At 61.1% G+C, this 24,210-nt stretch carries 25 protein-coding genes, 1 tRNA gene and 3 pseudogenes; 16 read left to right on the forward strand and 13 right to left on the reverse strand.

The window, feature by feature from the left end; translation table 11 throughout:
• Nucleotides 1–6: 6 nt before the first annotated feature.
• The 3 genes and pseudogenes from CAP40_RS01425 (at nucleotide 7) to CAP40_RS01435 (ending at nucleotide 2,193) form a co-directional block, all read left to right on the forward strand.
• Nucleotides 7–323, forward strand: a pseudogene (locus tag CAP40_RS01425) (GIY-YIG nuclease family protein).
• A complete protein-coding gene (gene era, locus CAP40_RS01430) occupies nucleotides 320–1,237 on the forward strand; it encodes a GTPase Era (RefSeq protein ID WP_086127576.1) in 918 nt (305 codons plus the stop codon). Before CAP40_RS01425 ends, era begins: the two are co-directional and overlap by 4 nt.
• The gene (locus CAP40_RS01435; RefSeq protein ID WP_086127577.1) at nucleotides 1,234–2,193 is read left to right on the forward strand and encodes a nitrilase-related carbon-nitrogen hydrolase; all 960 of its coding nucleotides are present in this window, start codon (nucleotides 1,234–1,236) and stop codon (nucleotides 2,191–2,193) included. Before era ends, CAP40_RS01435 begins: the two co-directional genes overlap by 4 nt.
• A gap of 6 nt (nucleotides 2,194–2,199) precedes the next feature.
• Here the strand turns inward: CAP40_RS01435 and CAP40_RS01440 are convergent, their stop codons facing one another.
• Together CAP40_RS01440 and CAP40_RS01445 are read right to left on the reverse strand one after the other, a co-directional pair.
• A complete protein-coding gene (locus CAP40_RS01440; protein WP_086127578.1) occupies nucleotides 2,200–2,517 on the reverse strand; it encodes an antibiotic biosynthesis monooxygenase in 318 nt (105 codons plus the stop codon).
• 179 nt (nucleotides 2,518–2,696) lie between these two features.
• A complete protein-coding gene (locus CAP40_RS01445; RefSeq protein WP_086127579.1) occupies nucleotides 2,697–3,413 on the reverse strand; it encodes an NAD-dependent deacylase in 717 nt (238 codons plus the stop codon).
• A gap of 136 nt (nucleotides 3,414–3,549) precedes the next feature.
• On the opposite strand from CAP40_RS01445, the gene dapB reads away from it, so the two are divergent.
• The 4 genes from dapB to CAP40_RS01465 all read left to right on the forward strand — a co-directional run bounded on the left by dapB (nucleotide 3,550) and on the right by CAP40_RS01465 (nucleotide 6,342).
• Nucleotides 3,550–4,278, forward strand: a complete 729-nt coding sequence (gene dapB, locus CAP40_RS01450) for a 4-hydroxy-tetrahydrodipicolinate reductase (protein ID WP_086127580.1) — start codon at nucleotides 3,550–3,552, stop codon at nucleotides 4,276–4,278.
• A complete protein-coding gene (nth, locus tag CAP40_RS01455) occupies nucleotides 4,275–4,940 on the forward strand; it encodes an endonuclease III (protein ID WP_086127581.1) in 666 nt (221 codons plus the stop codon). Before dapB ends, nth begins: the two co-directional genes overlap by 4 nt.
• 216 nt (nucleotides 4,941–5,156) lie before the next feature.
• The gene (locus CAP40_RS01460; protein WP_086127582.1) at nucleotides 5,157–6,179 is read left to right on the forward strand and encodes a sensor histidine kinase; all 1,023 of its coding nucleotides are present in this window, start codon (nucleotides 5,157–5,159) and stop codon (nucleotides 6,177–6,179) included.
• Nucleotides 6,180–6,265: 86 nt separating this feature from the next.
• Nucleotides 6,266–6,342 (forward strand) — tRNA-Arg (locus CAP40_RS01465).
• Nucleotides 6,343–6,832: 490 nt separating this feature from the next.
• Here the strand turns inward: CAP40_RS01465 and CAP40_RS01470 are convergent.
• Together CAP40_RS01470 and CAP40_RS01475 are read right to left on the reverse strand one after the other, a co-directional pair.
• Nucleotides 6,833–7,909: pseudogene (locus CAP40_RS01470) on the reverse strand (recombinase family protein); the annotation flags it as partial.
• Complete coding sequence (locus CAP40_RS01475; protein ID WP_086127583.1) at nucleotides 7,906–8,175, reverse strand: hypothetical protein; 270 nt, start codon at nucleotides 8,173–8,175, stop codon at nucleotides 7,906–7,908. The pseudogene CAP40_RS01470 and the gene CAP40_RS01475, both read right to left, overlap by 4 nt.
• A 176-nt stretch (nucleotides 8,176–8,351) precedes the next feature.
• Between CAP40_RS01475 and CAP40_RS01480 the strand changes: the two genes are divergently transcribed.
• A complete protein-coding gene (locus CAP40_RS01480) occupies nucleotides 8,352–9,179 on the forward strand; it encodes a hypothetical protein (RefSeq protein WP_218822098.1) in 828 nt (275 codons plus the stop codon).
• Here the strand turns inward: CAP40_RS01480 and CAP40_RS01485 are convergent.
• Nucleotides 9,176–9,793 carry a hypothetical protein gene (locus tag CAP40_RS01485; protein ID WP_086127585.1) on the reverse strand — a complete coding sequence of 206 codons (618 nt, stop codon included), beginning with the start codon at nucleotides 9,791–9,793 and terminating at the stop codon, nucleotides 9,176–9,178. The genes CAP40_RS01480 and CAP40_RS01485 overlap by 4 nt on opposite strands.
• Before the next feature lie 232 nt (nucleotides 9,794–10,025).
• On the opposite strand from CAP40_RS01485, the gene CAP40_RS01490 reads away from it, so the two are divergent.
• The 4 genes from CAP40_RS01490 (at nucleotide 10,026) to CAP40_RS20090 (ending at nucleotide 11,629) form a co-directional block, all read left to right on the forward strand.
• A complete protein-coding gene (locus CAP40_RS01490) occupies nucleotides 10,026–10,577 on the forward strand; it encodes a recombinase family protein (protein WP_086127586.1) in 552 nt (183 codons plus the stop codon).
• A gap of 259 nt (nucleotides 10,578–10,836) precedes the next feature.
• Nucleotides 10,837–11,037, forward strand: coding sequence for a hypothetical protein (locus CAP40_RS01495; protein WP_086127587.1), 201 nt, complete (start codon nucleotides 10,837–10,839; stop codon nucleotides 11,035–11,037).
• A complete protein-coding gene (locus tag CAP40_RS01500; RefSeq protein WP_086127588.1) occupies nucleotides 11,034–11,321 on the forward strand; it encodes a hypothetical protein in 288 nt (95 codons plus the stop codon). The genes CAP40_RS01495 and CAP40_RS01500 overlap by 4 nt, the downstream gene beginning before the upstream one ends.
• An 83-nt stretch (nucleotides 11,322–11,404) precedes the next feature.
• Nucleotides 11,405–11,629, forward strand: coding sequence for a hypothetical protein (locus CAP40_RS20090; protein ID WP_144034193.1), 225 nt, complete (start codon nucleotides 11,405–11,407; stop codon nucleotides 11,627–11,629).
• A 68-nt stretch (nucleotides 11,630–11,697) separates the two neighbouring features.
• Here the strand turns inward: CAP40_RS20090 and CAP40_RS01505 are convergent, their stop codons facing one another.
• On the reverse strand, nucleotides 11,698–12,066 hold the full coding sequence (locus CAP40_RS01505) for a hypothetical protein (protein WP_086127589.1): 369 nt from the start codon (nucleotides 12,064–12,066) through the stop codon (nucleotides 11,698–11,700).
• A 227-nt stretch (nucleotides 12,067–12,293) separates the two neighbouring features.
• Between CAP40_RS01505 and CAP40_RS20095 the strand changes: the two genes are divergently transcribed.
• Together CAP40_RS20095 and CAP40_RS20100 are read left to right on the forward strand one after the other, a co-directional pair.
• Nucleotides 12,294–12,617, forward strand: coding sequence for a hypothetical protein (locus CAP40_RS20095; RefSeq protein WP_144034194.1), 324 nt, complete (start codon nucleotides 12,294–12,296; stop codon nucleotides 12,615–12,617).
• Nucleotides 12,618–12,663: 46 nt separating this feature from the next.
• Nucleotides 12,664–14,544: an ATP-binding protein gene (locus CAP40_RS20100; protein ID WP_144034195.1), complete on the forward strand. Its 1,881-nt coding sequence runs from the start codon at nucleotides 12,664–12,666 to the stop codon at nucleotides 14,542–14,544.
• Here CAP40_RS20100 and CAP40_RS01520 read toward each other — a convergent pair.
• Both CAP40_RS01520 and CAP40_RS01525 read right to left on the reverse strand, forming a co-directional pair.
• A complete protein-coding gene (locus CAP40_RS01520) occupies nucleotides 14,518–16,257 on the reverse strand; it encodes a type IV secretory system conjugative DNA transfer family protein (RefSeq protein WP_086127592.1) in 1,740 nt (579 codons plus the stop codon). The two genes, CAP40_RS20100 and CAP40_RS01520, sit on opposite strands and share 27 nt — an antisense overlap.
• Before the next feature lie 78 nt (nucleotides 16,258–16,335).
• Nucleotides 16,336–17,094 carry a hypothetical protein gene (locus tag CAP40_RS01525; RefSeq protein ID WP_144034196.1) on the reverse strand — a complete coding sequence of 253 codons (759 nt, stop codon included), beginning with the start codon at nucleotides 17,092–17,094 and terminating at the stop codon, nucleotides 16,336–16,338.
• A gap of 212 nt (nucleotides 17,095–17,306) precedes the next feature.
• On the opposite strand from CAP40_RS01525, the gene CAP40_RS01530 reads away from it, so the two are divergent.
• Together CAP40_RS01530 and CAP40_RS01535 are read left to right on the forward strand one after the other, a co-directional pair.
• On the forward strand, nucleotides 17,307–17,843 hold the full coding sequence (locus CAP40_RS01530; protein ID WP_086127594.1) for a hypothetical protein: 537 nt from the start codon (nucleotides 17,307–17,309) through the stop codon (nucleotides 17,841–17,843).
• An 8-nt stretch (nucleotides 17,844–17,851) separates the two neighbouring features.
• On the forward strand, nucleotides 17,852–18,523 hold the full coding sequence (locus CAP40_RS01535; protein WP_144034197.1) for a hypothetical protein: 672 nt from the start codon (nucleotides 17,852–17,854) through the stop codon (nucleotides 18,521–18,523).
• Between the two features lie 368 nt (nucleotides 18,524–18,891).
• On the opposite strand, the gene CAP40_RS01540 is transcribed toward CAP40_RS01535, so the two are convergent.
• From CAP40_RS01540 to CAP40_RS01560, 5 genes and pseudogenes are all read right to left on the reverse strand, one after another.
• Nucleotides 18,892–19,866, reverse strand: a complete 975-nt coding sequence (locus tag CAP40_RS01540) for an O-methyltransferase (protein ID WP_144034198.1) — start codon at nucleotides 19,864–19,866, stop codon at nucleotides 18,892–18,894.
• Nucleotides 19,866–21,251: an ATP-binding protein gene (locus CAP40_RS01545; RefSeq protein ID WP_086127597.1), complete on the reverse strand. Its 1,386-nt coding sequence runs from the start codon at nucleotides 21,249–21,251 to the stop codon at nucleotides 19,866–19,868. The genes CAP40_RS01540 and CAP40_RS01545 overlap by 1 nt, the downstream gene beginning before the upstream one ends.
• 47 nt (nucleotides 21,252–21,298) lie before the next feature.
• Entirely contained in the window at nucleotides 21,299–21,754 is a 456-nt protein-coding gene (locus CAP40_RS01550; RefSeq protein ID WP_306298546.1) for a very short patch repair endonuclease, read from the reverse strand.
• A complete protein-coding gene (locus CAP40_RS01555) occupies nucleotides 21,720–22,844 on the reverse strand; it encodes a DNA cytosine methyltransferase (RefSeq protein WP_256923964.1) in 1,125 nt (374 codons plus the stop codon). Before CAP40_RS01555 ends, CAP40_RS01550 begins: the two co-directional genes overlap by 35 nt.
• A 251-nt stretch (nucleotides 22,845–23,095) precedes the next feature.
• A pseudogene (locus tag CAP40_RS01560) lies at nucleotides 23,096–24,202 on the reverse strand (relaxase/mobilization nuclease domain-containing protein); the annotation flags it as partial.
• Nucleotides 24,203–24,210: the final 8 nt, after the last annotated feature.

A 24,210-nucleotide genomic window follows, 5' to 3' on the forward strand; every position in this document is an offset into this window, starting at 1 on the left:
GCCTACATGTTGCGCTGCCGGGATGGCAGCTACTACACGGGGCACACGGAAGACTTGGAAGTGCGACTGGCGCAGCACCAACGCGGCGCGCTTCCAGGCTACACGCACAAGCGTCGCCGGTTGAGCTGGTGTGGTGTGAAGCGTTCGATACACGGTACGAAGCCTTGGCCGCCGAACGGCAGATCAAGGGCTGGAGCCGGGCCAAGAAAGAGGCGCTGATAGCGGGCGATTGGGCACGGATTTCCGCACTCGCACGGAATCGCCAAGACGATAGCCGCCCCTCGACAAGCTCAGGGCGAACGGATTTAGCAGGAAACGAATGACCGAGAATACCACCACTTCCGAAACCCAACGCTGCGGCCTGATCGCGATCGTCGGCGCTCCCAATGCCGGCAAGTCGACGCTCGTCAACGCGCTGGTCGGCCAGAAGGTCGCCATCGTCAGCCCCAAGGCACAGACCACGCGCACCCGGGTGATGGGTATCGCGATCGACGGCGACGCGCAGCTGATCCTGGTCGACACGCCCGGAATCTTCACGCCCGAGCGCCGGCTGGACCGTGCGATGGTCGCCGCGGCCTGGGAAGGCGCGGAGGGGGCCGACCTGGTCGCCCTGGTGGTCGACGGCAAGGGCGGCATCGGCCCCAAGGTGCAGACCGTGATCGAGAGCCTGAAGGGCCGGCCCGAGCGCAAGATCCTGATCCTCAACAAGGTCGACGTGGCCGACAAGCCGCGGCTCCTCGGCCATGCGGCGAAGCTCAACGAGCTGCTGCCGTTCGACGAGACCTGGTTCGTCTCCGCCCAGACCGGCGACGGCGTGGCCGAGCTGAAGGCCGCGCTCGCCGGGGCGATGCCCGAGGGACCGTGGCACTTCCCCGAGGACCAGGTGAGCGACGCGACCGATCGCATGCTCGCCGCCGAAGTGACGCGCGAGCAGCTCTACCTCCAGCTCCACAAGGAACTGCCCTATTCGAGCGCGATCGAGACCGAGCAGTATAAGGAGCGCGAGGACGGGTCGGTCGAGATCCACCAGCAGATCCTGGTCGAGCGCGAGACGCAGCGCGCGATCGTGCTGGGCAAGGGCGGTACCCGCATCAAGGAAATCGGCGCCCGCGCCCGCGCCGAACTGTCTCGTCTCATGGGCGTAAAGGTCCATCTCTATCTTCACGTCAAAGTAAGGCCCGAATGGCAGGAAGACCGTTCGCTTTACCGTGAGATAGGGTTGGACTGGGTCGAGTGACGCACAAGCTCAAGGTCGCCATCGTACAGGATTCGCCGGTTCCCCTCGCGATTGCGCCGGGGCTGGACAAGGCCGTCGCCAAGGCGCGCGAGGCGATCGAGAAGGGCGCGCGCGTGGTCGCGTTCGGCGAAGGTTTCCTGGGCGGCTATCCGGCCTGGCTCGAGCATGTCGCCCCCGCCCGGCTATGGGACCATCCGGGCACGCGCGAACTGCACGCGCTGATGCTCGACCAGGCGCTCAGCGGCGAGGACCCGCGCTTCCAGCCGCTGCAATGGACGGTGGACATCGCCGATGTCGCCGTCTCCATCGGCGGGTATGAGCGGGTGCGCCAGAGCCTCTATGCGACGCAGTTCCTGTTCCGGCCCAAGGCGCCGGTGCTGCGCCACCGCAAGCTGATCCTCTCGCCCGCCGAGAAGCTGATGCTGGGCCAGGGCGACGGATCGACGCTGGGGCTGCACACCGCGCCCTGGGGCAGGATCGGCCAGCTCGCCTCGACCGAGCATTGGATGCCGCTCGCCCGCGCGGCGATGCATCACGAAGGCGAGACGGTGCACGTCGCCGCCTGGCCTTCGCTCACCGACATCGCGATGCTCGCCTCGGCGCATTATGCCTATGAGGGGCGCGCCTTCGTGCTCGCAGCAGGGACGGTGCAGCACAAGCAGGAGCTGATCGCCGGCTATGAGAAGGCCGGCGGCGACGGCTCGGCGCGCAAGCTGCTCGACCGGCTGCCCGAAGGCCAGATCCAGCACGGCCACAGCGCGATCCTGGCCCCGGACGGCGCAGTGATCGCCCAGGCCGGCGCCGCCCCCGAGATGCTGATGGCGGAGATCGATCTCGACGAAGTCGATCGCGGCCTCGCCACGATGGACGTGGACGGCGCCCAGGCGCGGCACGACGTGTTCGAGCTCTCGGTCGATCGGCGCGCGCGGGCAGGGATCGTCGAGAAAGCGGCCTGAGGCGCGCTAACGCTCCAGCGTGAAGGCGACGCGGTAGAGCCCGGGATGCGCCTCGCCGTAGCGCCGGTTGCCGTCGATCAGCCCCCTGGCCTTCAGGTGGGCGAACACCCGGCGCGCGGCATCGCCATCGGCACTCTGCGCGTAGTTGACCACGCGCGTGCCGTCGAGGCTCCGGTGCAGGCTGGCGGAAAGCCAGCCCTCCACTTCGCGCGCCGCCCGGGCGGCATCGGCAAGATAGGCGATCAGCGCCTCCTGCCCGCCCGCCGGCACGTCGAAGACATTGATCTGCGTAACGATGTCGGGATCGGCGGTGATGATCGGCATGGTCTTGCTCCTTTTCGGGCACGGCCATCGGGGATCGGTTCGGGCAGATCGCGCGCGCCAAGCCCCGGCGGCGCGCGCCGGTTGCTTGTCGCGGGTTCGCTCGGGGGAGCGACACGGAGCCTCGCCAGCGAGGGAGCGGGCTTACCGATGCCGCCCGGGTCCTTTTCGACGGCCCGAGCCTAGCAGATCGCGGGGCGCCGGCCCAGCATCCGCTCCACCCATTCCGGCACCAGCGTCCCCGCCGGGCCGAGCCGGCTCTCGCCGAACCAGTGGCTCCCCGCGCTGGGGTCGAGGTTCAGTTCCAGCGTCCGCGCGCCGTGATAGCGCGCCGTCTGGACGAAGCCGGCCGCCGGATAGACCGCACCCGAGGTGCCGATCGAGACGAACAGATCGGCATCGGCCAGCGCCCGCTCGATCGTTTCCATGTGATAGGGCATCTCGCCGAAGAACACGATGTCCGGGCGCAGCGCCGGGCTGCCGCAATCGGGACATTCGGTTTCGGGCGGCAGCGCGTCTTCCCATTCCACGCTGTCGCCGCACGCCGCGCACAGCGCCGATTTCAGCGCGCCATGCATGTGGAGCATCCGCCTGGCGCCGGCGCGCTCGTGCAGGTCGTCGACATTCTGGGTGACGATCAGCAGCCCGCCCCGCCATTCCGCATCGAGCCGGGCGAGCGCCCGGTGCGCGGCATTGGGCTCGACTTCGCCCAGCTTCGCCCGGCGCGCGTCATAGAAGCGGTGGACCAGCTCGGGATCGTGCGCGAGCGCCTGGGGCGTGCAGACATCCTCGACCCGGTGCCCCTCCCACAGCCCGCCGGGCCCGCGAAAGGTGGCGATGCCACTCTCCGCCGAAAGGCCGGCGCCGGTGAGGATGACGATGTTGTGGATGTCGCGCATGCGCCAAGGATAAAGGCCCTGCGCCGGGCCGAAAAGCCGCTCCAGCCCGATTTCCGCCTGCCCGGCGGCGACAGCCGGAAGACCAGGCGAAATAACCCTGTCGCGCTCGGCCCCGGCCTGTGCCAGAGGAGCGTGCATGACCAGCATCGGCATCTATGGCAGCCTGGGCCGTATGGGACAGGCGATCGCGGCGGCGGCGCCGGGGATGAGCGCGCAGGTCGCGGGCGGGGCGGACGTGCAGGACGACCCCCTGGCGATCGCGGCGGCGGCCGACGTGCTGATCGACTTCTCCGCCCCCCAGGCGCTCGAGGCGCATCTGGCGGCGGCGCGCGCGGCAAGGAAGCCGATCCTGGTCGGCACCACCGGCCTCTCGCCCCAGCATCATGCGCTGATCGATGCCGCCGCGCGCGAGATCGCGGTGCTGCAGACCGGCAATACCTCGCTCGGCATCGGCCTGCTCCAGCGGCTGGTGCGCGAGGCGGCGGCGCGGCTCGGCCCCGATTGGGACATCGAGATCGTCGAGATGCACCACCGCCACAAGGCGGATGCGCCGTCGGGCACCGCGCTGATGCTCGGCAATGCCGCGGCGGCGGGCATGGGCACCACCCTTGCGGAAGCGGAAGTGACCGACCGCGCCGGCACGGTCGGCCCGCGCTCCCCGGGCACGATCGGGCTGGCGAGCCTGCGCGGCGGTTCGGTGGTCGGCGATCACAGCGTGGTGTTCGCCGCCAATGGCGAGCGGATCGAGCTGATCCACCGCGCCGACGACCGCGCCATCTTCGCGCGCGGCGCGATGAAGGCGGCATTGTGGCTCGCGGGCAAGCCGGCCGGCCGCTACACGATGGACCAGGTGCTGGGCGAGTGAGGAAGGACGACGTCTTCGAGTTCTTTTCCAGGCTCGCAGCGGACAATCCCCATCCCGAGACCGAGCTGGAATATGTCAACGACTATACGCTGCTGGTGGCCGTGGTGCTCTCCGCCCAGGCCACCGATGCCGGCGTGAACAAGGCGACGCGGGCGCTGTTCCGCGACGTCGACACGCCAGCGAAGATGGTCGCGCTGGGCGAGGACGGCCTGAAGCGGCACATCAAGACGATCGGGCTGTTCAACACCAAGGCGAAGAACGTGATCGCGCTCTCCGAAGCGCTGATCCGCGACCATGGCGGCCAGGTTCCCGCGGATCGGGGCGCGCTCGAGCAGCTGCCGGGCGTCGGGCGCAAGACCGCCAATGTGGTGATGAACACGGCGTTCGGCGCGGAGACCTTTGCCGTGGACACCCATATCTTCCGCGTCGGCAACCGCACGAAGCTGGCACCGGGCAAGACGCCGCTGGCAGTGGAGAAGCAGCTGGAGAAGGCGGTGCCGCAGCCTTTCCGGCTGCACGCGCATCACTGGCTGATCCTGCACGGCCGCTACACCTGCAAGGCCCGCACGCCGGAATGCTGGCGCTGCGTCGTCGCGGATCTTTGCCCCTACAAGCCCAAGACGCCCGCGCCGAAACGCGCGAAGCCGGCCCCGGCGCATTGATTCCGCGGGCGGCGGCGAGGCTTTACCGGGCCCGCCGAAACCCGTAGCTGAGTGGGATGGAGCGCTGTCCGGCGACGGAGGGATGCCATCGGTTCGGACGGGACCGGCGGCGCCGCCTTCCCGGCATTCGCGCTTCTTTCGCTGGGTCCGGCTTTGGGGGAACGCGTGGATCGTAGGCAAATCTTCCTGATAACTTTGGGCCTCTGGCTCGGGACGATGGCGGCGTTCGCCTCGATCGGGGCGGCCTCCTCAAGCGGCCTGCCGCATCTCTGGTACCTGTGCTACGTAGCCGGGGTGCCGGTCAGCGGCGTCCTTCTTTCCCTGGTCCTGCAGGCGGGGATAAGGCGCCTGGAGATGCGGTCGCTGACCGGCCGCTGGGTCCGGCTGATCCCGCTGCTCCTCGTCATCGTCGTCATCCAGGCGGCCATCGACCAATGGTTCTACGAGCTGATGCGCGAGGTGTTCGGCCGCAAGCCCACCGGGGAGTATTTGCGGGCCCTGGCGCTCAACACCGCCGTCTATGTCTGGATATTCATCATCCAGGCGCTGATCTTCGAGCTGATCGCCGCGATGAACCGGGCAGCGCGCAATGCCCGCAATGCCGAGGAAGCCCGCGAGGCCGCGCGCGCAGCCCAGATCGAGGCCCTGCGCAACGAGCTCAATCCGCACATGCTGTTCAACACCTTCAACGGCCTGTCCTCGCTGGTGCTCTCCGGGCGCAACGCGGAGGCGGAAATGCTGCTGGAGCGCCTGTCGATCTATATGCGGGCCTGCCTGGACGGTGCGGATGCCGCCCTGGTCCCGCTCGCGGAGGAAATCGAACTCGTCGAAGCCTATCTGGCCATCGAATCGGTGCGTTTCGCCAGCACGCCGGACGTGCGCATCGATTGCCCGGACGATCTGGCGGAAGCGGCGGTGCCACGGCTCATCCTCCAGCCATTGGTCGAGAATGCGCTGAAATATGCAGTGCACCCGTCCCGCGGCGCGGCTTCGGTGACCGTGCGGGCGGCGCGCGATTCCGGCCGGCTGCGGCTGACGGTGGAGGACACGGGCACCGGCGCCGGCGCGGTCCCTCCCGGCGGCACGGGGCGCGGCCTCTCCATCGTGAGCCGGCGCCTGGAGACGCTGTTCGGCGCCGACGCATCGGTGAATGCCGGCCGGGACGAGTCCGGCTTCCGCGTCGACATGCTGTTGCCGCTGAGCGCCGTGGCGCTCGAATCCGGCGCCCGCCCGCGCTAGGATTCGGGCAATATGCAGCCATGCTTTCGGGATTGAGGCCCGCGCCATCCTGCTGTAGAGGCCTGTTCCCGGCGTTTCGCCATCATGCACCCGTAGCTCAGCTGGATAGAGCGCTGCCCTCCGAAGGCAGAGGCCACAGGTTCGAATCCTGTCGGGTGCGCCATTTCATCCTTCCCGCCCTTCCAGCCCTGAAAAATGCTGAAAGGTGAAGAGGTTAGGGGCGTTCTAAATCCGGTTTCACGGACGTATTCCAGATTGCCTCGGAAGCCGAGCTGAAGGGCCATGCGTCTGTGAGTAAATTCCTCAGAATCCCATAGTTTCCAAGGGCTTGAGAGGAAGGCCATCGCCGTTCTAAATAGATCGTCAAAGCTGCCGCGCGGCTTGCCGCAATTACCCAGCTTTTCGATGAGTTCCGCCTTGCGGGATTCGGTCTCCCCGATCCGCTTTTCATAGGCCGCGATCAAAGTCGGGCTGTCGGTTTCGATAACCCGGTCAACCAGCTTGCGGATTTCCTGATCGATCTCGCGAATTTCGACGGTGATCGCTTTCTGGCGTTCCCGCGCCTGACCTTCCTGACCGTTCCATAGTTGCCGGAGGCCCTGGCAGATCATCTCGAACCGCTCTTGCGTCGGTTGGAGCGAACGTAGCAGCTCCGCAAACTCCCCTTCGATTTTCGCGCGAGGGATGGACTTGGAATAGGCTTCGCAGGATTTCTCGCGGCAGTGATAATAGGCGAAACGGCTGTTGCTGCCCTTCGCCCAATAAGCGGTCAGCTTGGTGCCGCAGCAGCCGCATACGACATGACCCCTCAAGGGGAAGTCGCGGCTGTTGTCCTTGTAGACGAGGTTCTTCGCACTGCTCTGAAGGCGGCGTTGTATCCGCTGGAAAGTCTCGAATGAGATCAGCGCCGGGTGATGACCGGGGCGCATCGATACGTCCCAGCGCGGCACGTGAACATAGCCCGCATAGAGCGGATTCGTGAGAATGCGCTTCGCCATATCGTCGGACACGCGCCCGCGATGCTGCTTCGGGAAATGCGGATCGGCCGCGAGGTAACGGGCCACCTCGGCCTGCGTCGCAAGATGCCCGCAGGCGTAGCTTTCGAGCGCATTCTGAATGGTGGTGGCGACAGGTTCGTTGCGCTCGATGATAGCGCCTTGGCCTCTCGTCTTGTCCTTGTGGTAGCGGTAGCCCGTGGGCAGTTGCAGACACCAGTGCCCGCCAAGGCAGCGCGCGCGCATCCTCGACAAGGTCTGCTCGGCATTCTTTCTGCGATGCTCGCCCGCAAAGGCCACTTCGATCACTTCGAGAATATCGTCTTCGGGATCGTCGGCGAAAACACGCTTGGGGGATTCCAGTTTGCCGCCCGCCGCCGAGATCGCATCGCGGATCGCAAAATGCGTCCGCACCGATCGCGCAAGGCGATTCAAATCATCAATGATGACGATGGTCTGGCTGCGGCGCTTCTTCAGATAGGCGATCAGGTTCTTGAGGCCGTCGCGATTGGCGGTCTTGCCGGACAGGTCGTCGCTGAACACCGCGATAACATCGTAGCCCCGGCGCTGAGCATATTCGCGACAGGTCGTCTCCTGTGACTCAAGCCCGTTTCCGTTCTCGACCTGGCCCTTATCCGAGACGCGCAGATAGATGATCGCTTCGCTGATCGATGAGGTGTCGCGCTTTTCGAAGCGTGAGCGCGTCACGGTATTGCGGGCTTTCTTACGGGTCATGAATCGGTCTTTCCCGCCGCATCCTCATGTGCGGCGTCGTTGAATATGGCTTGGAGCGAAGGCTTCGAGTCTACATCCTCGATGAGCGCCATCGTATCGTTATCGAACCTTATCCCCAGCGAGTTGGGGATTGGATCGTGCCCCCAGAAATGCCGGACGAGGCATTCCATGAAACACGCATAGGCCTCGAAATCCTCGCGCTGCTGGTTCTCGGTCAAACCGGAGTCCGCGTAGAAATGCGCGAAATCGGCAAATTCGAGGGACATGGGCGCGGCTTTCCGACCGCACCGGAGGCTATCTGGTGCGTGTCATAATCAGGTTGTTGGGGATGCTTCTCCTAGGTGCGCGGGCTCCCCGGCTCGGGGGGATAGAAATGGCGAAAGCCCGCCGATGGGCTCGGCAGGCTTTCGAGAAGCGCAGCTTCTAGGAATTCGTTCCTATATTGTTCTTATTTCTCATGATAAGTCAAGCTCGGCGTTATCCAGAAATTAACCATAATCTGCCAAGCTATGCGGGCATGGGTGGGAATGATTCATTATCGTTAGATTCTGATGTCGAATTGCGGATTGAAGAGGAGCAATTCGACCGGGCGACATATGTCGCGGCCCTAGCTTTCAACAATGCGGCGTTGCCATCCAATATGCCTGAATGGTTGAAAGCCGCTATCGAGGCGAGGGCGGACGAACTTCGCTCCGACCCTGGCAACATCATGCTCATCGATGCGGCTGCTACGCGCGAATTCAAGCAGAAGCAGGCAGATGAGGCGAACGAGGAATTTGTCTCTCAGATCGTGCAGATCGCTCAACAGCAGGAGCGCGAGCGGGAAGAATGGGCGCATACGAAATCAACCGTTGCAGGCGTGACCATGACCGGGGCCGAGTGGGCTGAGCTGGCTCAGCGCCTCAAAAACGACGATAGCCTCAGACAAGAGGTCCTCGATCTTTTCATCCAGCGCGGCATGACGCGAGAGCAGGCGGAACGCCGCTATGATCGAATTCAAGCAGTCGCAGAGGCAGCGTCCGTTCCTCCCTCCCAGCGCTCGGAAGATCAGAAGCGCGTGATATCGGACGCGAATGCAGATCCCACTATCATGCGCGACTTGCAGGATGTCGCCGCGCTTGCCGAGAAGAACGAAATCGCTGCGAAGCCAGCGCTGCACGGAGCCTTTGAAAGCGCCGTCAACAATTCGGGCACAGGCATTTCTAACCCGCAAGCAGAAGCCCCCGCGCCGAAAGCCGCCGCCGTCGAACTAAGTGGTCCCGGCTTCTAATTGCCCATCAGGGCAGCGGCATTCTGGGTCGTGGCTCCCTTCGTATAAGCCGATAAGATGTAGCTTGCACCCTCAGCGGTGGACGCCTTGAGCAATCCGCTAGCCTCCGATCCATCGAGAGTCAGTAAGAGACGTTGGTCGCGCCGGATGCTCTTATCGCGCGGGTTTATGGCGGTGCCGATTGCCATGAACAGCACATGCTGCCCATTGCTGTTCAGGATCGCGAGGCTCCGATCATGCGCGCTGCACTTTTCTTGGTAGCCCAGATGGTCGCGTTTGCAGCCCGCCTCGGCCTTTGCCGGATCGTCTCCCATCAACGCCCATTCGGGAATGCCGGGTCTTGAGATGTCGCGCAGCTTCACACCGCGAAAAACACTATCCACACATGCGGTTTCCGCCTGTTCGCCAAGCGGCTTGTCGCCCCGGATCAGATAGCCGCGCGAGCCATCGGCGTTCGCGAAGAAGATCAGGGAAGTCGGATAGCCGTATCCTGTCCGGTTGCCGACAATGATCGGCTGCATACCTTCCGCCTTGAGCGCATCGCGGACCTGCTGAGCGGGCAGGCATTGCCCGGTGTCGAGAGCGAGGGCCGGCGATGCGCTGAGGATCGCCATGCCCGCGACTGCCAGCCTCAAGATTCCGCGCATGAAAACCTGCCCCGTTTACCGTCATATTCGGGACGGGCTCGGCATTGGGTGCTGAGGCCACCTGTGCTATATGGGTTTGGAGCAAATCGGCACCTTTCGGATGAGCGTCATAGCGATGCCAGGCCGATAGGGACTGATCCCATAAACGACGATTTTTGTTACAGCCGGGGACGCCGCCAGTTCCGGCGGAAAGGCCCCTGTGCGCTATGGCTACGCCCGCGTCTCAACCGACGACCAGTCGCTCAATCTCCAACTCGATGCGCTGAACGCTGCCGGGTGTGCGGATCGAATCTTTACCGACAAGCTCAGCGGCAAAAGCCGGAAGCGGCCCGGTCTCGAAGAACTGCTGTCGCAGATCGGCCGCCATGATACCCTGATCGTCTGGCGGCTCGACCGTATCGGGCGGAATTTCCGCGATCTCGTCGATATCGCGGATGAACTGCGCGAGCGCGGCGCTAATCTGGTATCGCTCACCGAGGGCATCGATACGTCATCGAGCATCGGCGAGGTGATCTACCGCCTCATGATCGTGTTCGCCGACTTCGAGCGAAAGGTCATCGTCGAACGCACCAATGCAGGCCTTGCGGCGGCGAAAGCGCGGGGCGTTCGCCTGGGCCGTCGCCCGAAACTCACCTCCCTGCAAATCCGTGATCTCCGGGCGCTCGTTGAAAGCGGTAAACCCAAGGCTGAGGTCGCGCGCGATTATCGCATAGGCCGCACGACGCTCTATCGCCATCTCTCCACTGGGTGAGGGACTGCGGCTCGCCCGCTGGCCTGTCGCATCCGTTTCTTCTCGTCGAAGCCTCGGGAATATTTCCGGTTCTGCATGGGATCATGGCCCGTCCGCGTCGGCATCAAAGCGACCGCTTCCGCGTCGCGTTGCTCCTTGTGCAGCTACGTCCCCTCCGGGTCGCGGATTCCCGCGAGCTTTGACACCGCCGCTGAGGGGCCGGGCCGAGAAGTCTCCCATGCCGGAAATCATTCCGGCTTCGAAAACGAAGGAGACTAAAATGACTGCCAGCTCCAGCAAACAGCCGAGCCACAGGCTCTTCACCGTCAAGGGAGAGGGCGACAACACAAGCTGGCTCCCAATTGGTGCCGCCTGGCCCAATCGCGACGGGCAAGGCTTCACCCTGATCCTCGACGCGCTGCCGATCGACGGTCGTGTCGTTATGCGTGAGATCGCTGAACGCGATGGAGGCTCCCAATGAGCCTCTCTTTTCGCACCATCACATCCGGCCTGCTCGAATGGCGCGGCATCCTGATATCGGTCACGCTGGAGCGGCAACGCTTTGTCGATCATCTCCAGGTCGAAACGGTCGAACCCGTCCGCGCTCCATTGCCGATCACAGAAACCGGCTATCGCTCGCACTTCGTCTCGAAGGATGTGATCGAAGACCCGGAAGCCTATGTCGAACAATGGCTGAACCACGCCGCGAAGGATCGTGGCTGGATCGAGCATGAAGCAGACATCCGCCAATACGTCTTGCTCTGAGCGATTGGATAGAGCGCCTTTGCGCTCTATCCCCCCGAACGCTCCCGAGCAGGCGCGCATGGAGATCCCGAAAGGATTTCGTCATGCGCAACTACAATGTCCCGCGAGTGCTCATCGAATATGCCCGCGCCAACGCGCCGGAGACCTACCGGATCGAAAGTGCCGCGCTGCGTGATCACTACCGTGGAAAATTGATCGGCATTTGTGATCCTCGAAAGCGCTACGCAATCGGTCAGGACTATCAGCAACACAGGGTTGCATTCCTGATCGATCTCGCCCGGGAAATCGCGCCAACGGGTTGGAGGTAAGCACGCAGGAGGGCGAACAAAAAGTGAGCCGCCGAGTTGCCTCGGCGGCTCTTTCTTTATTATCGGTATCACACGACGGCGAGCGGCCTTCCGGCCAAAATATAAGCCGCCTGCCAGAGCTGCATCCGAAGAAGATGCTTCCCCGGGGTTTTCCGATCCGGTGTCTTCGTGGCGAAGGCCTTGATATCCGTGGTCCACGAAAAGCTGAGTTCATAGCCATAGGCTTCCTCCACCACGTCCGGGTGGATGTAGATAGCCGCGCCGTGCCCGTTCAAAATCCGGCCACCTTCGTCGATAAAATCAAGAATATGGCTCATGAGGAATATGAACCCGCCCATTCGAGTCATTTTGTCCTCCACAAGTCGTTCTGCCAGTGCCCGCTTGAACGTCGGGCTCAGCAGCGCTTCGGCTGCAAGTAAACAAATAGTGCGGTCCATCGCTAGTCCTTGCGATGGAGGAAGCCACGTGGCGGACAGTCCTAAGGGCCCTTGGACCGGCTGAAGTCCTCCGCTTCAGCCCCTACGATTTGACAGGGGGTCAGGTGATGTTCTGCGTGGCGTAGCGGTGAGGACTTGGTGAGGTTCGCCGCGTTCCCAAAAAGTTTGCATAACTACATGATATAATGTATCATTATTTATAAAATTACATCATATCAAGGGTTTAAATGAGTGAAGAGTACCAAGTTATAGTGGAGATCGACAAAAGCCTGCCGTTTGAGGATCAATATGGGCATGGCTGTTATGTGCGGGAAACATGGAGGCAAAACTCCAAGATTGATCGTCGTTTTGGACCGGCGGTCACGATACGCCATCCGTCGACGTTTCGGCCTATCCGCGAAGAGTTCTACGATGCAGGGAAGCGAAGCCGATACGGCGGCCCCGCGGTCATCGTGTACGATCACGCCACTGGTAGAGTCGTAATGACTCAATATTTTCAGGAGGGCAAAGAAGTGCTGCCCGACTCTCCTCACCTGATCAAAGGACCATAATCCGCCAAGGATTGAACCTGCCTTCGCTCTGGGTATGCTCGCCTTCATGGCGAACGCAGACGACCGCGAAAACGATAAATTTGTGATCGACGCTGCCGATCTCATTCGTCTCAAACAACGTCCCGCTTTAGCGGAAAAGGTCGAGGCGTTGGTGGGAACCCATGATGAACGCGCCTTGGCGTACGGCCAGATATTGCCCTTCATGGAGGATTTTCAGAAAAGCTATAATGGCGAGAAGCTAAGCCCCAACGAGATTTTGGGTGATATCATAAAGGGGCTGAAGGCCGACAGGCTTCGCTATCCAATCGCCGCGCTCTTAGCCTGGATGTCATATCATCATCCGAAAGAAGCCAGAGAATTCTATCAAATATCAGGCTTATTCGACAAGCAAGGCACTTCCTATCGCCCATATTTGGGAGTGCCCGGCGATCGGGCTAAAATCCGAAAAGGGCTGAAGCCATCAGCACCAGCCACCGAATCGGCACAATTTGACGCCTCAGCAGTATCGTTCGTACCGATCTTTGAACTGCCCAAATGGGTTGAGCAGATCGACGAAGCGCTGAGGGTTCAGCAACGCAGCCTGACCAAGAATTTTGCCGGGCGTGGCGACTGCCTATCCGACATTGAGGCCTTCGTGTCCTCCCGCCAAACGGGTGAATTTGATGGGTACCTGCTGCTAACGTCTCTCGCCGGAATGGGGAAGTCCGCGCTCTTGGCGCAATGGGCGTCTGATCGTTCGCGGGATCGCGGCGATCATATTGTCTTTGCCCCCTTTGGGCGTGCCTCAGGTCGTTCCATACCTGCGGCCGACGCGCTCAGATACTTGAATTTCAAAATTGGATCGGCGCTGGGCTATGATCCCGTCGATGAAATGAACGCGACCCAGCTAATGGGCGCCCTCTCCCGGGACCGGAATGCTGACGGCGGTTTATTGATCGTGGTAGTCGATGGCCTCGACGACGTTGGCGACGAAATAGAATATTTTTTGCCAAGAAGGTTCGGCAAGGGGGTATGCTTGATCATATCCGCTCGGCTGGAATACGTCACAAACCCTCAAAGCGTTGCGCCATTGCTCGGGCGTGCCCACCATCGCGGCTTGGGACACAAAATACTTCATTTCGAGGGCCTCGATCGGGTGCACGCCCATGCTTACGCCCGAAAAATGGCCTCCGACCTGCTCTGTAAGCACATCATGTCTGACGAAGAGCTCGACCACCTCTACGAGTCGGCGGGCTCCGGTCATCCGTTTGCCTTGACATGCCTTATACGAGGTTTGGCGACTGATATGAACGCGCAGGACCGGGATGCAATGCTACAACGAGCATTCCTGGGAAATTTCATCAAGAAGGACAAACTTGTCAGCGATCTTCTCACTGATATTGAAGGACAGCTAACAGAAGTCTGGAAGCAATATTTCTATGTACTTTGCGCATTACGCGCACCCGTGCCTCAGTCCTTAATCTCAAGGGCTGTTGGGGGCGAGCTAGCGGCAGAAGCTTCTGATATTCCAGCCAGCTTGCGACGTTGGCTTTTGATCACGTGCTCTGAAGGTGAAATGGAGTCGGAGATCTCCATCGGCTGCGGCGTGATGAGAGAGATATTCGCGTCCGCCTTGCGTGAGAATCTGAAGGTTACTCACCTTGCCATCGCCGATGCGTTTAAGGATAGCGGTAAAGCGAGCTATCCATACTTCGTCCTCTCGTATCCTTTCCATTTGGCGATGGCTGGGGAGGTAGAGCGCTTTGAAGCGGCAATCGGAGATCCGCAGCTTATGAAGATACGGTCTGAGCTCTTAGGCAGCAAAGCGGCCTCGGATCTGTTCTTCCAGGATACGATGTGTGCCGTCACTATCGCGACCGTTATGGGCATTCGAGCTCCTGACGCGCAGCGGATCATCGCATCATTGATCGACGGCTCCTCGACCTGAATACGGAAGACGTAAGCCGCTCCAGTAGAGGCCTTCCATGAAGACCAACACTCTCCTGCTATTCCGGTCGAAGAGCCGCGCAATCTCGTCTGGCGTCATTAGAGGAGTGAGATGGATTCCCTCATTGCGGCTCGCGGTAGCGCTGCTCCCTGATGACGCACTGTCCCCGGTTTGAACGCTCTCGCCGCCCGACTGGCCGTCCGAGAATGATCTTCCCTCACTGTGCTGAATGCCGCTCGCGCCCGCACGAGCCAAGAACGGCACGAGGTCGCTGCCACCGTCCTGTGTCGCGATGCGTGAGAGATCGGGCATTCCCGACTGGCCTTCATTCGAACCAGTCTGGCGCGACCATCCCGATTGCTCCGTCCGCCCCTGGCTTTTGCTCACGCTGGTGGTCGTAGAGTCCGACACGCCAAACGTCTCGCGGATCACTTCGGTCTGCCCGAGGCGCTTCGAAATCCATTCCAGTGTCGTCATGTCGGAATTCGCGAAGAACTGGAGGACGCCGGCATTGCCGAGGAACGTTTCCCAGCTCTCCTTATAGTGCCGCTTGAGCTGGCCCAGGTCCTGCCAGATACTCCAAATCTTGACCCCATACCCGGCCATCAACCCGGCGGCTTTTTCGATGCTTTCAACCCTGCCAAGTGCCGCCGCCTCATCAAGAATCATCAATACAGAATGGCCGCAGGCGGGCTGCTGCAATCCCTGCGCCTCCATCCGGTAGAGCATGAGGTTGAGGATCAGCCGCATGAACCGTGCATGCGTTGGCAGGAAGCGGGCAGGCAGGCAGATATAGACCGAAAGCCCTTCCGGCGCGGTCTTGAGCTTATCGATATCGAGCATGCGCGCTGTGCCGCCTTGCAGGCATCGGCGCATCCATGGGCTATCGATGAAGCGTGAATTTCGCCGGGCGGTCGAAAGCACACTGCCGCGCTCGTTCTCGCCCATATCGCGGATCGTGTTCGCGACGCCGATAATGACATCGCCAACAGCTTCGTTCTTGGCCTCAATACGCGCCATCGAATCCCAGAGCGCATCGAACGCGGAATAGATTCTGGCATTGTCGCCGTGCCGGGCAATCTCGATGGCGTTGAGATATTCCGCCTGTTCCGGATCGCCCTTGGTCAGCAGTTGCCGGACACGCACCAGCGACCGGCGCGAATTCGTCTCAGTCAACGCGACATAGAGAAGCACACCCTCGAAGACCTGACGGGCGCTCTCATTCCAATGAACATCCTTGCCGTCGCCGCTGCCGATCGTCACCGCGTCGCCGATCGCGGCGGCAAGATCGATCGCTTCGTCATCCTCCGCATCGATCAGGTCGAGCGGGTTGAACGAAACGCGCAGCGCGTCCGGCACGTTCGCTGCGCCGTGCGGATCGACCACCGCCACTTCGTGGTCGGGGATCGCCGCACGTACTGCCGCCGTCTGCGTCGCATTCTCTCCCTTCGGGTCGAGAACGGCGCATGAGCCTGGCCAGCGCCGAAGGTTGGGCAGGATCATGCTGAAGCCCTTACCGCCGCGCGACCCGGCAACCGTCGCTATATGACGGTCGTCGATATAGCCGACTTCGTTTCCGTCATCATCGAGGCCGAGCAGGATCATGCCGGGCCGCCACATTGGCGCGGTCGCGGACCAGCTCGCGGTGCCGAGCAGCGCCCCCTTGTTGTCCTTGCCCGGCACGCCGCGTGGGAACCCATTAAACAGCGACATGAGATTTCTCCGGATGCGAAAAGCCCGGCGTAGCGTGTAGGGCGACGCCGGGCGAAGCCGAGGGGATAGGGTCCGGTATCAGTGCCGGATTTTCGGCGTCCCGTTACGCCGCCGGTCTTCGCGCGTGATGAAGGTTGCGGGATCGTCCACGCCCTGCATCAGCTCGCGCACGCGCTTGCCGACATCGCCGCGCGACAGCTCGTCCGATTCCGAGATCATGGTCGCGCGGTCCTGATGGGCGGACGCGCAGGCCTCCGGGCTTCCGAGCCCGCAGAACAGGTCCTTGATGCCGATCACCATCGAGCGACCGCCGTTGGACATGGCGAGAAGCTGCTGGCGGAACTGCTGCGCAATCGTCTCGAGCTGGATCGCGGCCTGCGCGATTGCGTTCGCCCGCTGATAAAGCGTCTGGTATGCGCCGACGACGCGCTCCTTGTCCGCCTGGACGGCGGCCAGCTCGCGCTGAAAGCCGATTTCGGCTTTCGCCGCGCCCTCGCGCTGGGCCTGCGCGATGATCTCCTGGTACTGCGCCTCGGTCAGGACATGCTCGCCAGGCGCGTGGCCCATTTTCTGGTTCATCACGCCGAGTTCGACGCGGGCCTCGACCATCGCCGCCAGATCCGACGGGCGAAGGCCGGGCTTCGCCACAAGCTCGAAGAACACCACGCCGCCGACGATCACGAGGCTCCCACCGGTCAGGTAGCCAACGATTTGCCGGAACCGGCGTGTGCCGCCGGATACCGCGCGCGGCGGGGCGGAAACGGGCGGCGGCGAAGGTGTCGCGGTGGTTGCCGCCTTCATCGGCGGCAGTTCTGGAAGGGAGGGTTGATTGCTCATGGCATTGCCTTTCGTCGTCGCCGCAGAATTGCGGCGCGACAGCGGGCTAGGCGTCAGCGTGGTCCGATCCGGGGGGATAAGCATGATTTAATCTCGCCCATCCCAAGAACAGCGCTGATTTTTCCTCGCTAATTTTCTTGGACGATACTTTTCTTCTCGCTTGAAACCGCCGCCTTCCGTGCCATCCTTTCTGCATCGAAGGAGTTCAGAACATGAGCAAGACCAAGGGTCGCCCCAAGGGCAGTGAGAGGAATGGCAGCAAGGCGCTGAACGCCGTGGCCGACATGATCCATGCCGATCCGGCCTTGAAGCCGACGACTGCCATGCGCCGGCACAATCCCAAGATCGGCGAAGCCGAGATCAGGCGCTTGCAGGTGAAGTGGAAGGAGCGGAACGACATGCTGCTCGCCGCCGCCTGGGTCCGCGCCGAAGCTCGGCAGAGGCAGGTAGCCTCGACCGGCGCTCCGGTTGCTAAGACCGAATTGGGAGCGGTCGCGGGGTCTGTCCGTATGGCGAGTGCAATCTATAATTCGCCCGAGATACGCATCGCCCGCGAATTGCAGAGGGAGGGCCTACCCACTGCCATCTTGGAAGGGCTCACCGGCGCCGCGTCACAAACCATCCGCGAAGCGCTGAACAGCCCGGCGATGGAAATCATGCGACAGGTTCAGAATGACCCGACCCTGCGGATCATGCGCGAGATCGCCGAAGAGCGGGCGCGGATCAACCGCGCGCTCGGCGGCTGGTAGGAGGCGTCATGCCGGTTGCGACGCTGACGACATTCAATGTGATAGCACTGGCGGCGGGGTCTTCGGTCCTTGCCGCCTTTGTCACGCAAGGCCTGACCGAACTTCGTGAGCGTTGGAAGGCAAGTCGTGATGCAGCATTTTCGGCCTTGGACATAGCGCTCGCGCTCGAAGCGTATGCGAACGAATGCGCCTCGCTGCTTGGCGATTCCGAAAACTATGAGCGCTCGGGCGGCAATGCGGGCTCTCCGCATGGCAATGTCGCGGATTTGCCCGATTATCCTACCGCTGTCGAATGGAAGGCGTTTGGCATCAAGCCGACGACGGAGGTTCGCTCGTTCCGTGTCGAGGTGGAATCCGCCAAGGCGATGATCCGAGGGCATTGGGAATTCGGTGACGAGGACGACGTAGTTCCGCTGGTGCGCGAGGAGGCAGCCAGACTTGGTAAGCGTGCCCTGGATATGGCAATTCAATTCCGCTCTGCCTGGGGGATTGCCCCGGTTGATTATAGCGGTGAGTGGAACGTGAAGTCCTATCTCGAAGAGAAGGTCCAGGACTACGCCAAAGAACGAAAGCAACGGGAGGAACTGAATCGTCAGCTCGGTCAGGAGTTCATTCGCGAGATTGAATCCACTGAGGCTAAAATGAAAGCCGCTGACGGTTTGCCCGAACCGAACTCTTGAGGCCGGAAAATTGAGCTAACGCAGAGCGCAAGATGTGCGTGGTAGTACCACGCCTATCTTGCCAGGGAGGCGCTACGCCCTCCCGTGGACCCTCCAGTGGTGGCGCTTCACCGGCATTGAGCCAGTTCAGCGTCAACGGGGCGACTTCCGCTCTCCCCGAACCCCATCGGCCAAAGGGCGTGCCTGCCCCTCTGGAACCCAGCCGCCTCCGGCGCGGCAAGGAAGCGTTCCTGCTCCCATTGACCCATGACCGAAGGAGGAATCGGCGCAACCATCCGGACGCCCCTCGACCAGCTTACGTTGATGGAATGCTGTTTGGTCGATGCATTAAACAGGCGGACCAATCGGTCAAATCCAGCCCATCCCAATCAGCTTTCGATCACAGCGAAGTTAGGGAGATAACGATACATAGACGAAAAGCCCTTAGCTTCGCCCTCGGGTATGTAACCTATGTCTAGGGCGGCGCCATTGGGAAGGGGAAGCTGGCTTTCCAGATGCCTGAACTCTTTTATCGTAAGCTTGGGGGTAGGAATGCGGACGGGATCATTGTCCGGTCGCAGGAATTCCAAGCCATCGAACATGCAGGAGTCCACGCTGGTCTCCTCGTCCTCGCTGTAGAAAACGACAGCAAAAGTTGTCATCTTTGCCCCGTCTTCGTATTCGAAATCGCAAATGCGACGGTATGAAACCGCCGTCTCCGGATGTGCCAGCCGCCGGGTCTCCAGCGCACGATTGATCTCCTCGCGAAAAATTGAGCGGCTCAAGTCCCCGAAAGGCCAGCCTCCCAGATCTACCCGGTCAATGTCAGCCGCCACCCGATCGGCGCCGATCCTCTGTCGGAAGCGCTCGACCTCGTTGAGGGCTTGGGGGTCTTGCTCCCGGTCACGATCAGCTTCCACGACGTCGGGGGCGACTTTGCACTGCACTGAAACGACTAGAACAGTTCCTGACCGAGCCCGCGAGGCCACTGTTGTTACATCTTGAAGCATGCTCGGCGTGATCGTCTCGTCATAGTCGAGCCAGATGAATTGCCGGCGGGAATAGTCGAGGTCCGGCAACGCCTCGCTAGAAGGCCGGAAATCCATCTCAATATGAAATGGCTTGTTGGCTTCAAAACGGTCCTTCGATGCAACTGACTTTTCGATTGAGAGCATGTCGCGCACACCGAGCGCGCGATGGAACAGGATGAAATCTGAAAACCAGACCGAGCCGAAACCTACGTAACGGTAATTTTCTACGGGCTCGAAATGCGCGAGTCTCCGGAAAATATCAGATAGCATACGGCGTTCGGCATGCTTTGCTGGCCGAATCGAATAATCGATCCTTCGGAAACTGTCAGCCATTAGCGCTTCTGCCGCCTAAGAGCTGCATCGAACGTGGTCTCTCCGACAGCTTTCGCCGAGCTGACGCCCAACGCATCCTGAAGCAGCTCAACATCAGCCACGGGACGCGAATACTGGATTTTGACGGTCTTCGGGCCTTTGACAAAGCTGGTTCGCGCGGGTGCTTTGAACGCAGCCTTCTTTTGAAGGGTTTCGGGCCTAACTGTTGGCGTCTTAGAGACGAATTGGTTGAGGGGGCTCTCTTCCCGCGAATACTCGTCGATATCAGCATCCAATTCGTTCAGGAAGTTGATTACCGGGCGCATCATTTCCAACATACGAGCAAACGCGGCCTGCCAGTACTTGTTGTCTTGGTCGACGCTGGTTTTCGTCGTGTTCCAAGGCACTTGCGATGAATCCGCCGAATCGAAGAAGGCGATCCCACGAAAACGCGCAAACTGGTTGTGGAAACTTGGCATCAGTATTCGGCCAGCTTCCTCTTCAACCGCGCCCCAACCGGTGATGGGGGACCGGTCAGCTTCTAGAATGACCCGGCCGTTGCAGACTACGTACCAGCCAGCCTGCCTTGGAGAGGATGGCCCAATGCCGACGATGATCCGAACAGAGATCGGAGCCTTGCCCTTGTCTTGGAACTCTAGCGTGTCGGTACCCGGAGTGAGCCCGTCGCCCATCAACAAGAAAAGATTGGTCGCGTCCACGTGCTTGCCGTTGACCGTGATGGACAGCCCCTCGGAAATGAACTGCCTGTGCTTCGATTTGATGAGATCGAAGATTAGGTTTTGAAAACTCGAAAGGGCAAAGCGCGACGAAACCTCGGGCCGAAGCTCCGATACGACGATTTCCGTACCCGGGTTTTTGCTCGATATCTCACCCTTGCCCTTGAACGTCGAGAATGGGAAATGCCAGCCTTGCTGAGTTTCCCATGTGCTTACAGGAACCTCGACTTCCCAACTTTCTTTCGTCGTTGCTGACCGAACGATGAAGTGCTTTCCGAACTTGAATAGCGCTCGCTTCATCCCAACGCCGAATTGACCGATCGAATGCGGCGTTCTCTCGGCTCCTGCGGGGCGTCCAAATTTGAACGCATATGTGCGCGCGGCTTCTTTTCCAAAGCCGCCGCAGTTGTCGATTATCCGGAAGCTATCTTTACCGAATTCAAGCGCTACCTTGCGGTTTTCGAAGCTATCTCCGCCACCGGCACTCATCGCCTTGGCGCCATCCACCGAATTGTCCACGAGGTCGAGGATGGCCTGGTCGAGGGGAATGTCCCTCGTGAGCATGTCGATGAAGAAGGCTTTTGTCGGTTCCGCGTCAACTTCGTCAACGTTTGTTGGCGTCTTAGCCATTTTGTCCCCCCGCAGATGCAATTCGTTGACCGACCACATCTTCGCGGAGAAACTGTCTCCCGTTTCCGAAAATGGCAAGAGTCATGTCAGGCTTCTTCAAGAACGAGCGATCTAATCAAATCGGATAGCTCTGAATTATTCCGAGACTCACATTCCCAAATCGTTATCACTCTCCAACCGAGAGCCTCCAATTCGGATGTAACTCGCTTGTCGCGAGAGGTGTTGGCGTCGAATTTCTCAGCCCAATAATCTTCTCGGGATTTCGGGTTCGATGCTTTGGGGCAGCCCTGATGCCGGTGCCAAAAGCAACCATGCACGAACATCGCTACGCGGTGTTTGGGGAAGACCAGATCGGGCTTGCCAGGCAAATCCTTTCGGTGGAGTCGGAATCGTAAGCCAAGAGCATGAGCGGCTCGCCTCACGCGAAGCTCAGGGGCTGTGTTCTTTCCCCGTACTCGCGACATCAACCAAGAGCGCCGCTCGGGAGTGAGGCGATCAGCCAGCGCGCTACTCCGCAGCTTGCAAAAAGAACCCCCCGCAATCGGTAGAGGGCAGCGTCAGGCCCAAACGATCTCGTATCGCAGCGAATACTGCGCCGGACATTATGGGAGACACGCTGTTCCCGATCATGCGGAAGCTATGCCACACCGTCGGGTGAAAAACATGCCAGTCAGGAAAGCCTTGCAATCGAGCCGCCTCGCGCACCGTTATGACGCGATGGAAATCAGGATGGATCGGACGGACGGACTGATATGAGCCTCGTTCCGCTCCAGTACCGGCTCGGAGCGTTGGGCAGAGTCCGCCTTTTGCGAGCCTTGGGTGACGGCCAATTTTGTCCATTCCACCCGGAAGAACCTTCGAAAAACGCTGTATGACAGCGGCGGTATGTTCTGTGATCCGATGCCCGGTGAACTCTCGCGTCTCAGAACGAAGGGATCGCGCGTAGTCGGTTGGCGCACCACGGCGAACAATTTTCCAGCGGTCGAAGCCAGGAAGGTCGCCGCTTTCAACCAGCTCGACCGCACCTGATAAGTCGGCGATCGCTGCCTGCACGGTAGCGGCTGGTCGTTTATACTTCTCGATATCCGCATCCGTCAGGGGCGCCTGCAAATCTTTGCGAACACCAATGACGAACATCCGATTTCGTGTGGTTGCCGCCCCGAAATCCGCTGCGTTCCATATCCTGGGGCCGAAGACGTCATAGCTATGCCGCACGAGGTCTAAACCGGCGTCGAGAACGGGTTTCGCATCCGCGTATGCTAGGCCGCGCACGTTCTCCATAACGAAGAACGCGGGCTCCAATTCCGCTACCAGACGGAAAAAGTGAACGAGCAAGCCTCGGCGTGGATCGGCCTTGTCGCGCCTGCCAATATCGCTGAATCCTTGGCACGGAGGGCCGCCGAACAAGCCGAAAACCTCTCCGCCCACATGCTCGCGCACTTCCGCTCCGGTCAGAAGAGAAACATCGCGATGATGCAACTTCGTGTTCGGGAAATTGTGCGGATAGGACGAAGAGAGGATTGTATCGATGTCGTAAGCAGCTGCGACTTCAAAACCCGCAGCATGTGCTCCGCGCGAGAAACCGCCAGTCCCGCAAAATAGCTCGACTAGCTTCATCGCATCGACGTCCACTCCATCGTTGCGAGCGGCTACTAGCACAGAAGCCCCATGCCGATGCAATCCGAAAAGTCGGGCGGCTGTGTGAATTTTGGTCCACAATGCCACTTTGGGTTGGTGCGCTCGCGGTCTTTGGCAAAACTGTTGCTCCGCTTGGCGTCCTCCTCGTCGAAGGCAGACGTCCGCAGCCACCACGGGCGCGTTGATTCTCAGGCGGTCGAGCGAAGCAGAATAGGGCCGGTCTACGGGGATTGACCCCCTCAGGCCTACAGAGTCAGGCTTGGCCCATCGCGCCGATGGCTCGGGTTTCGGCCTGTAGCTTGCGACAGCCCAGCCTCTGCACCGGGATTCCGCTGATAGGCAATGTCACGATGCAGAGCGCGGGTACGCGTTTCATGCCGGTGGCGCACGGCAATGATTTCTCGCTGGAGAGAACGCCGCTCTTTAAGCTGCTCGGCGACTAGACCGTCCCGCTGGGCACGGTCGCGCCGCATCGCGTTGAACGCGTCCTGCTCGTTCTCACGGCGCAGAGCTGCGTGTTTTCCGGTGAACCGGTCCCATAGCCCAGCGATGCCGGAGCGGAATTTTGCGGCCCGCTGCCGCGCTTCCGCTTCGGATCTGGTTTGCTGGCCAGCGGACATCGCCTGCCGTTCGGTGGCGTGCCGCTCTTTCATATCGATCCGGCGCTGTTCGATGGGCTGCATCTCACGGGTTCGCGCCTCTCTTGCGATCCTAAGCAGGGCCTCCAGACGCGGCGCGACGGTTTCCGCGATGCGGTGCTTCGCATCTTCCACATCCGGCAGATGTTCGGGGCTGCCGAGCTTGGCGGCAACATCCTTGGCTTTGACGCCTGCCATACGGGCAACCGAGATTACTTCGCCTTCATAGGTGACGGCGACATGTCCGCGCTGATCGCCCCTCGCGAGATATAGTCCGCGTGCTTGCAGGGCTTTTTCAAAAGCGGGCCGGCCATCGGAACTGGCCCAACACTCCTGCACGAGCGCTTTCAACTGCTTGGGATCGCGGCCCATGCGCTTCGCCTGCTGCCACTCGGCCAGCGTGAAATTGCGCGGGTCATGCTCGCGGCTGTCGAGCAGCCCGCGCGGCATCTGCCATCCGTGTTCGAGATACAGGCCCTTCGATATCTCCCGTAGCTTCTGCTTGAAGAACGGCAGGGGCCGGGCCGTCATTGTCCCGGTGTCGATCCGGCTCCATACCGCATGCGCATGGCGGCGGCCTTCCTTCTCGTGGAAGACGATCATACGCGGCTGGCCGTCGAGGCCATTGGCCTTTTCGACACGCTCGATCGCCGCTTCAAACTTCGCGACCGAAACCGATTCCGTCTCTGGCGGATTGAGCGATACCGAAAAGAGATACTGGC

Source organism: Sphingomonas sp. IBVSS2 (assembly GCF_002127225.1).
Lineage (GTDB): Bacteria > Pseudomonadota > Alphaproteobacteria > Sphingomonadales > Sphingomonadaceae > Sphingomonas.

Bases quoted from the DNA above. Each gene is read 5' to 3' on its own strand.
- era (WP_086127576.1), top strand. From the start codon at position 320: ATGACCGAGAATACCACCACTTCCGAAACCCAACGCTGCGGCCTGATC.
- CAP40_RS01440 (WP_086127578.1), bottom strand. From the start codon at position 2,517: ATGCCGATCATCACCGCCGATCCCGACATCGTTACGCAGATCAATGTC.
- CAP40_RS01445 (WP_086127579.1), bottom strand. From the start codon at position 3,413: ATGCGCGACATCCACAACATCGTCATCCTCACCGGCGCCGGCCTTTCG.
- dapB (WP_086127580.1), top strand. From the start codon at position 3,550: ATGACCAGCATCGGCATCTATGGCAGCCTGGGCCGTATGGGACAGGCG.
- CAP40_RS01460 (WP_086127582.1), top strand. From the start codon at position 5,157: ATGGCGGCGTTCGCCTCGATCGGGGCGGCCTCCTCAAGCGGCCTGCCG.
- CAP40_RS01475 (WP_086127583.1), bottom strand. From the start codon at position 8,175: ATGTCCCTCGAATTTGCCGATTTCGCGCATTTCTACGCGGACTCCGGT.
- CAP40_RS01485 (WP_086127585.1), bottom strand. From the start codon at position 9,793: ATGGCGATCCTCAGCGCATCGCCGGCCCTCGCTCTCGACACCGGGCAA.
- CAP40_RS01495 (WP_086127587.1), top strand. From the start codon at position 10,837: ATGACTGCCAGCTCCAGCAAACAGCCGAGCCACAGGCTCTTCACCGTC.
- CAP40_RS01500 (WP_086127588.1), top strand. From the start codon at position 11,034: ATGAGCCTCTCTTTTCGCACCATCACATCCGGCCTGCTCGAATGGCGC.
- CAP40_RS20090 (WP_144034193.1), top strand. From the start codon at position 11,405: ATGCGCAACTACAATGTCCCGCGAGTGCTCATCGAATATGCCCGCGCC.
- CAP40_RS01505 (WP_086127589.1), bottom strand. From the start codon at position 12,066: ATGGACCGCACTATTTGTTTACTTGCAGCCGAAGCGCTGCTGAGCCCG.
- CAP40_RS20095 (WP_144034194.1), top strand. From the start codon at position 12,294: ATGAGTGAAGAGTACCAAGTTATAGTGGAGATCGACAAAAGCCTGCCG.
- CAP40_RS20100 (WP_144034195.1), top strand. From the start codon at position 12,664: ATGGCGAACGCAGACGACCGCGAAAACGATAAATTTGTGATCGACGCT.
- CAP40_RS01520 (WP_086127592.1), bottom strand. From the start codon at position 16,257: ATGTCGCTGTTTAATGGGTTCCCACGCGGCGTGCCGGGCAAGGACAAC.
- CAP40_RS01525 (WP_144034196.1), bottom strand. From the start codon at position 17,094: ATGAGCAATCAACCCTCCCTTCCAGAACTGCCGCCGATGAAGGCGGCA.
- CAP40_RS01530 (WP_086127594.1), top strand. From the start codon at position 17,307: ATGAGCAAGACCAAGGGTCGCCCCAAGGGCAGTGAGAGGAATGGCAGC.
- CAP40_RS01535 (WP_144034197.1), top strand. From the start codon at position 17,852: ATGCCGGTTGCGACGCTGACGACATTCAATGTGATAGCACTGGCGGCG.
- CAP40_RS01540 (WP_144034198.1), bottom strand. From the start codon at position 19,866: ATGGCTGACAGTTTCCGAAGGATCGATTATTCGATTCGGCCAGCAAAG.
- CAP40_RS01545 (WP_086127597.1), bottom strand. From the start codon at position 21,251: ATGTGGTCGGTCAACGAATTGCATCTGCGGGGGGACAAAATGGCTAAG.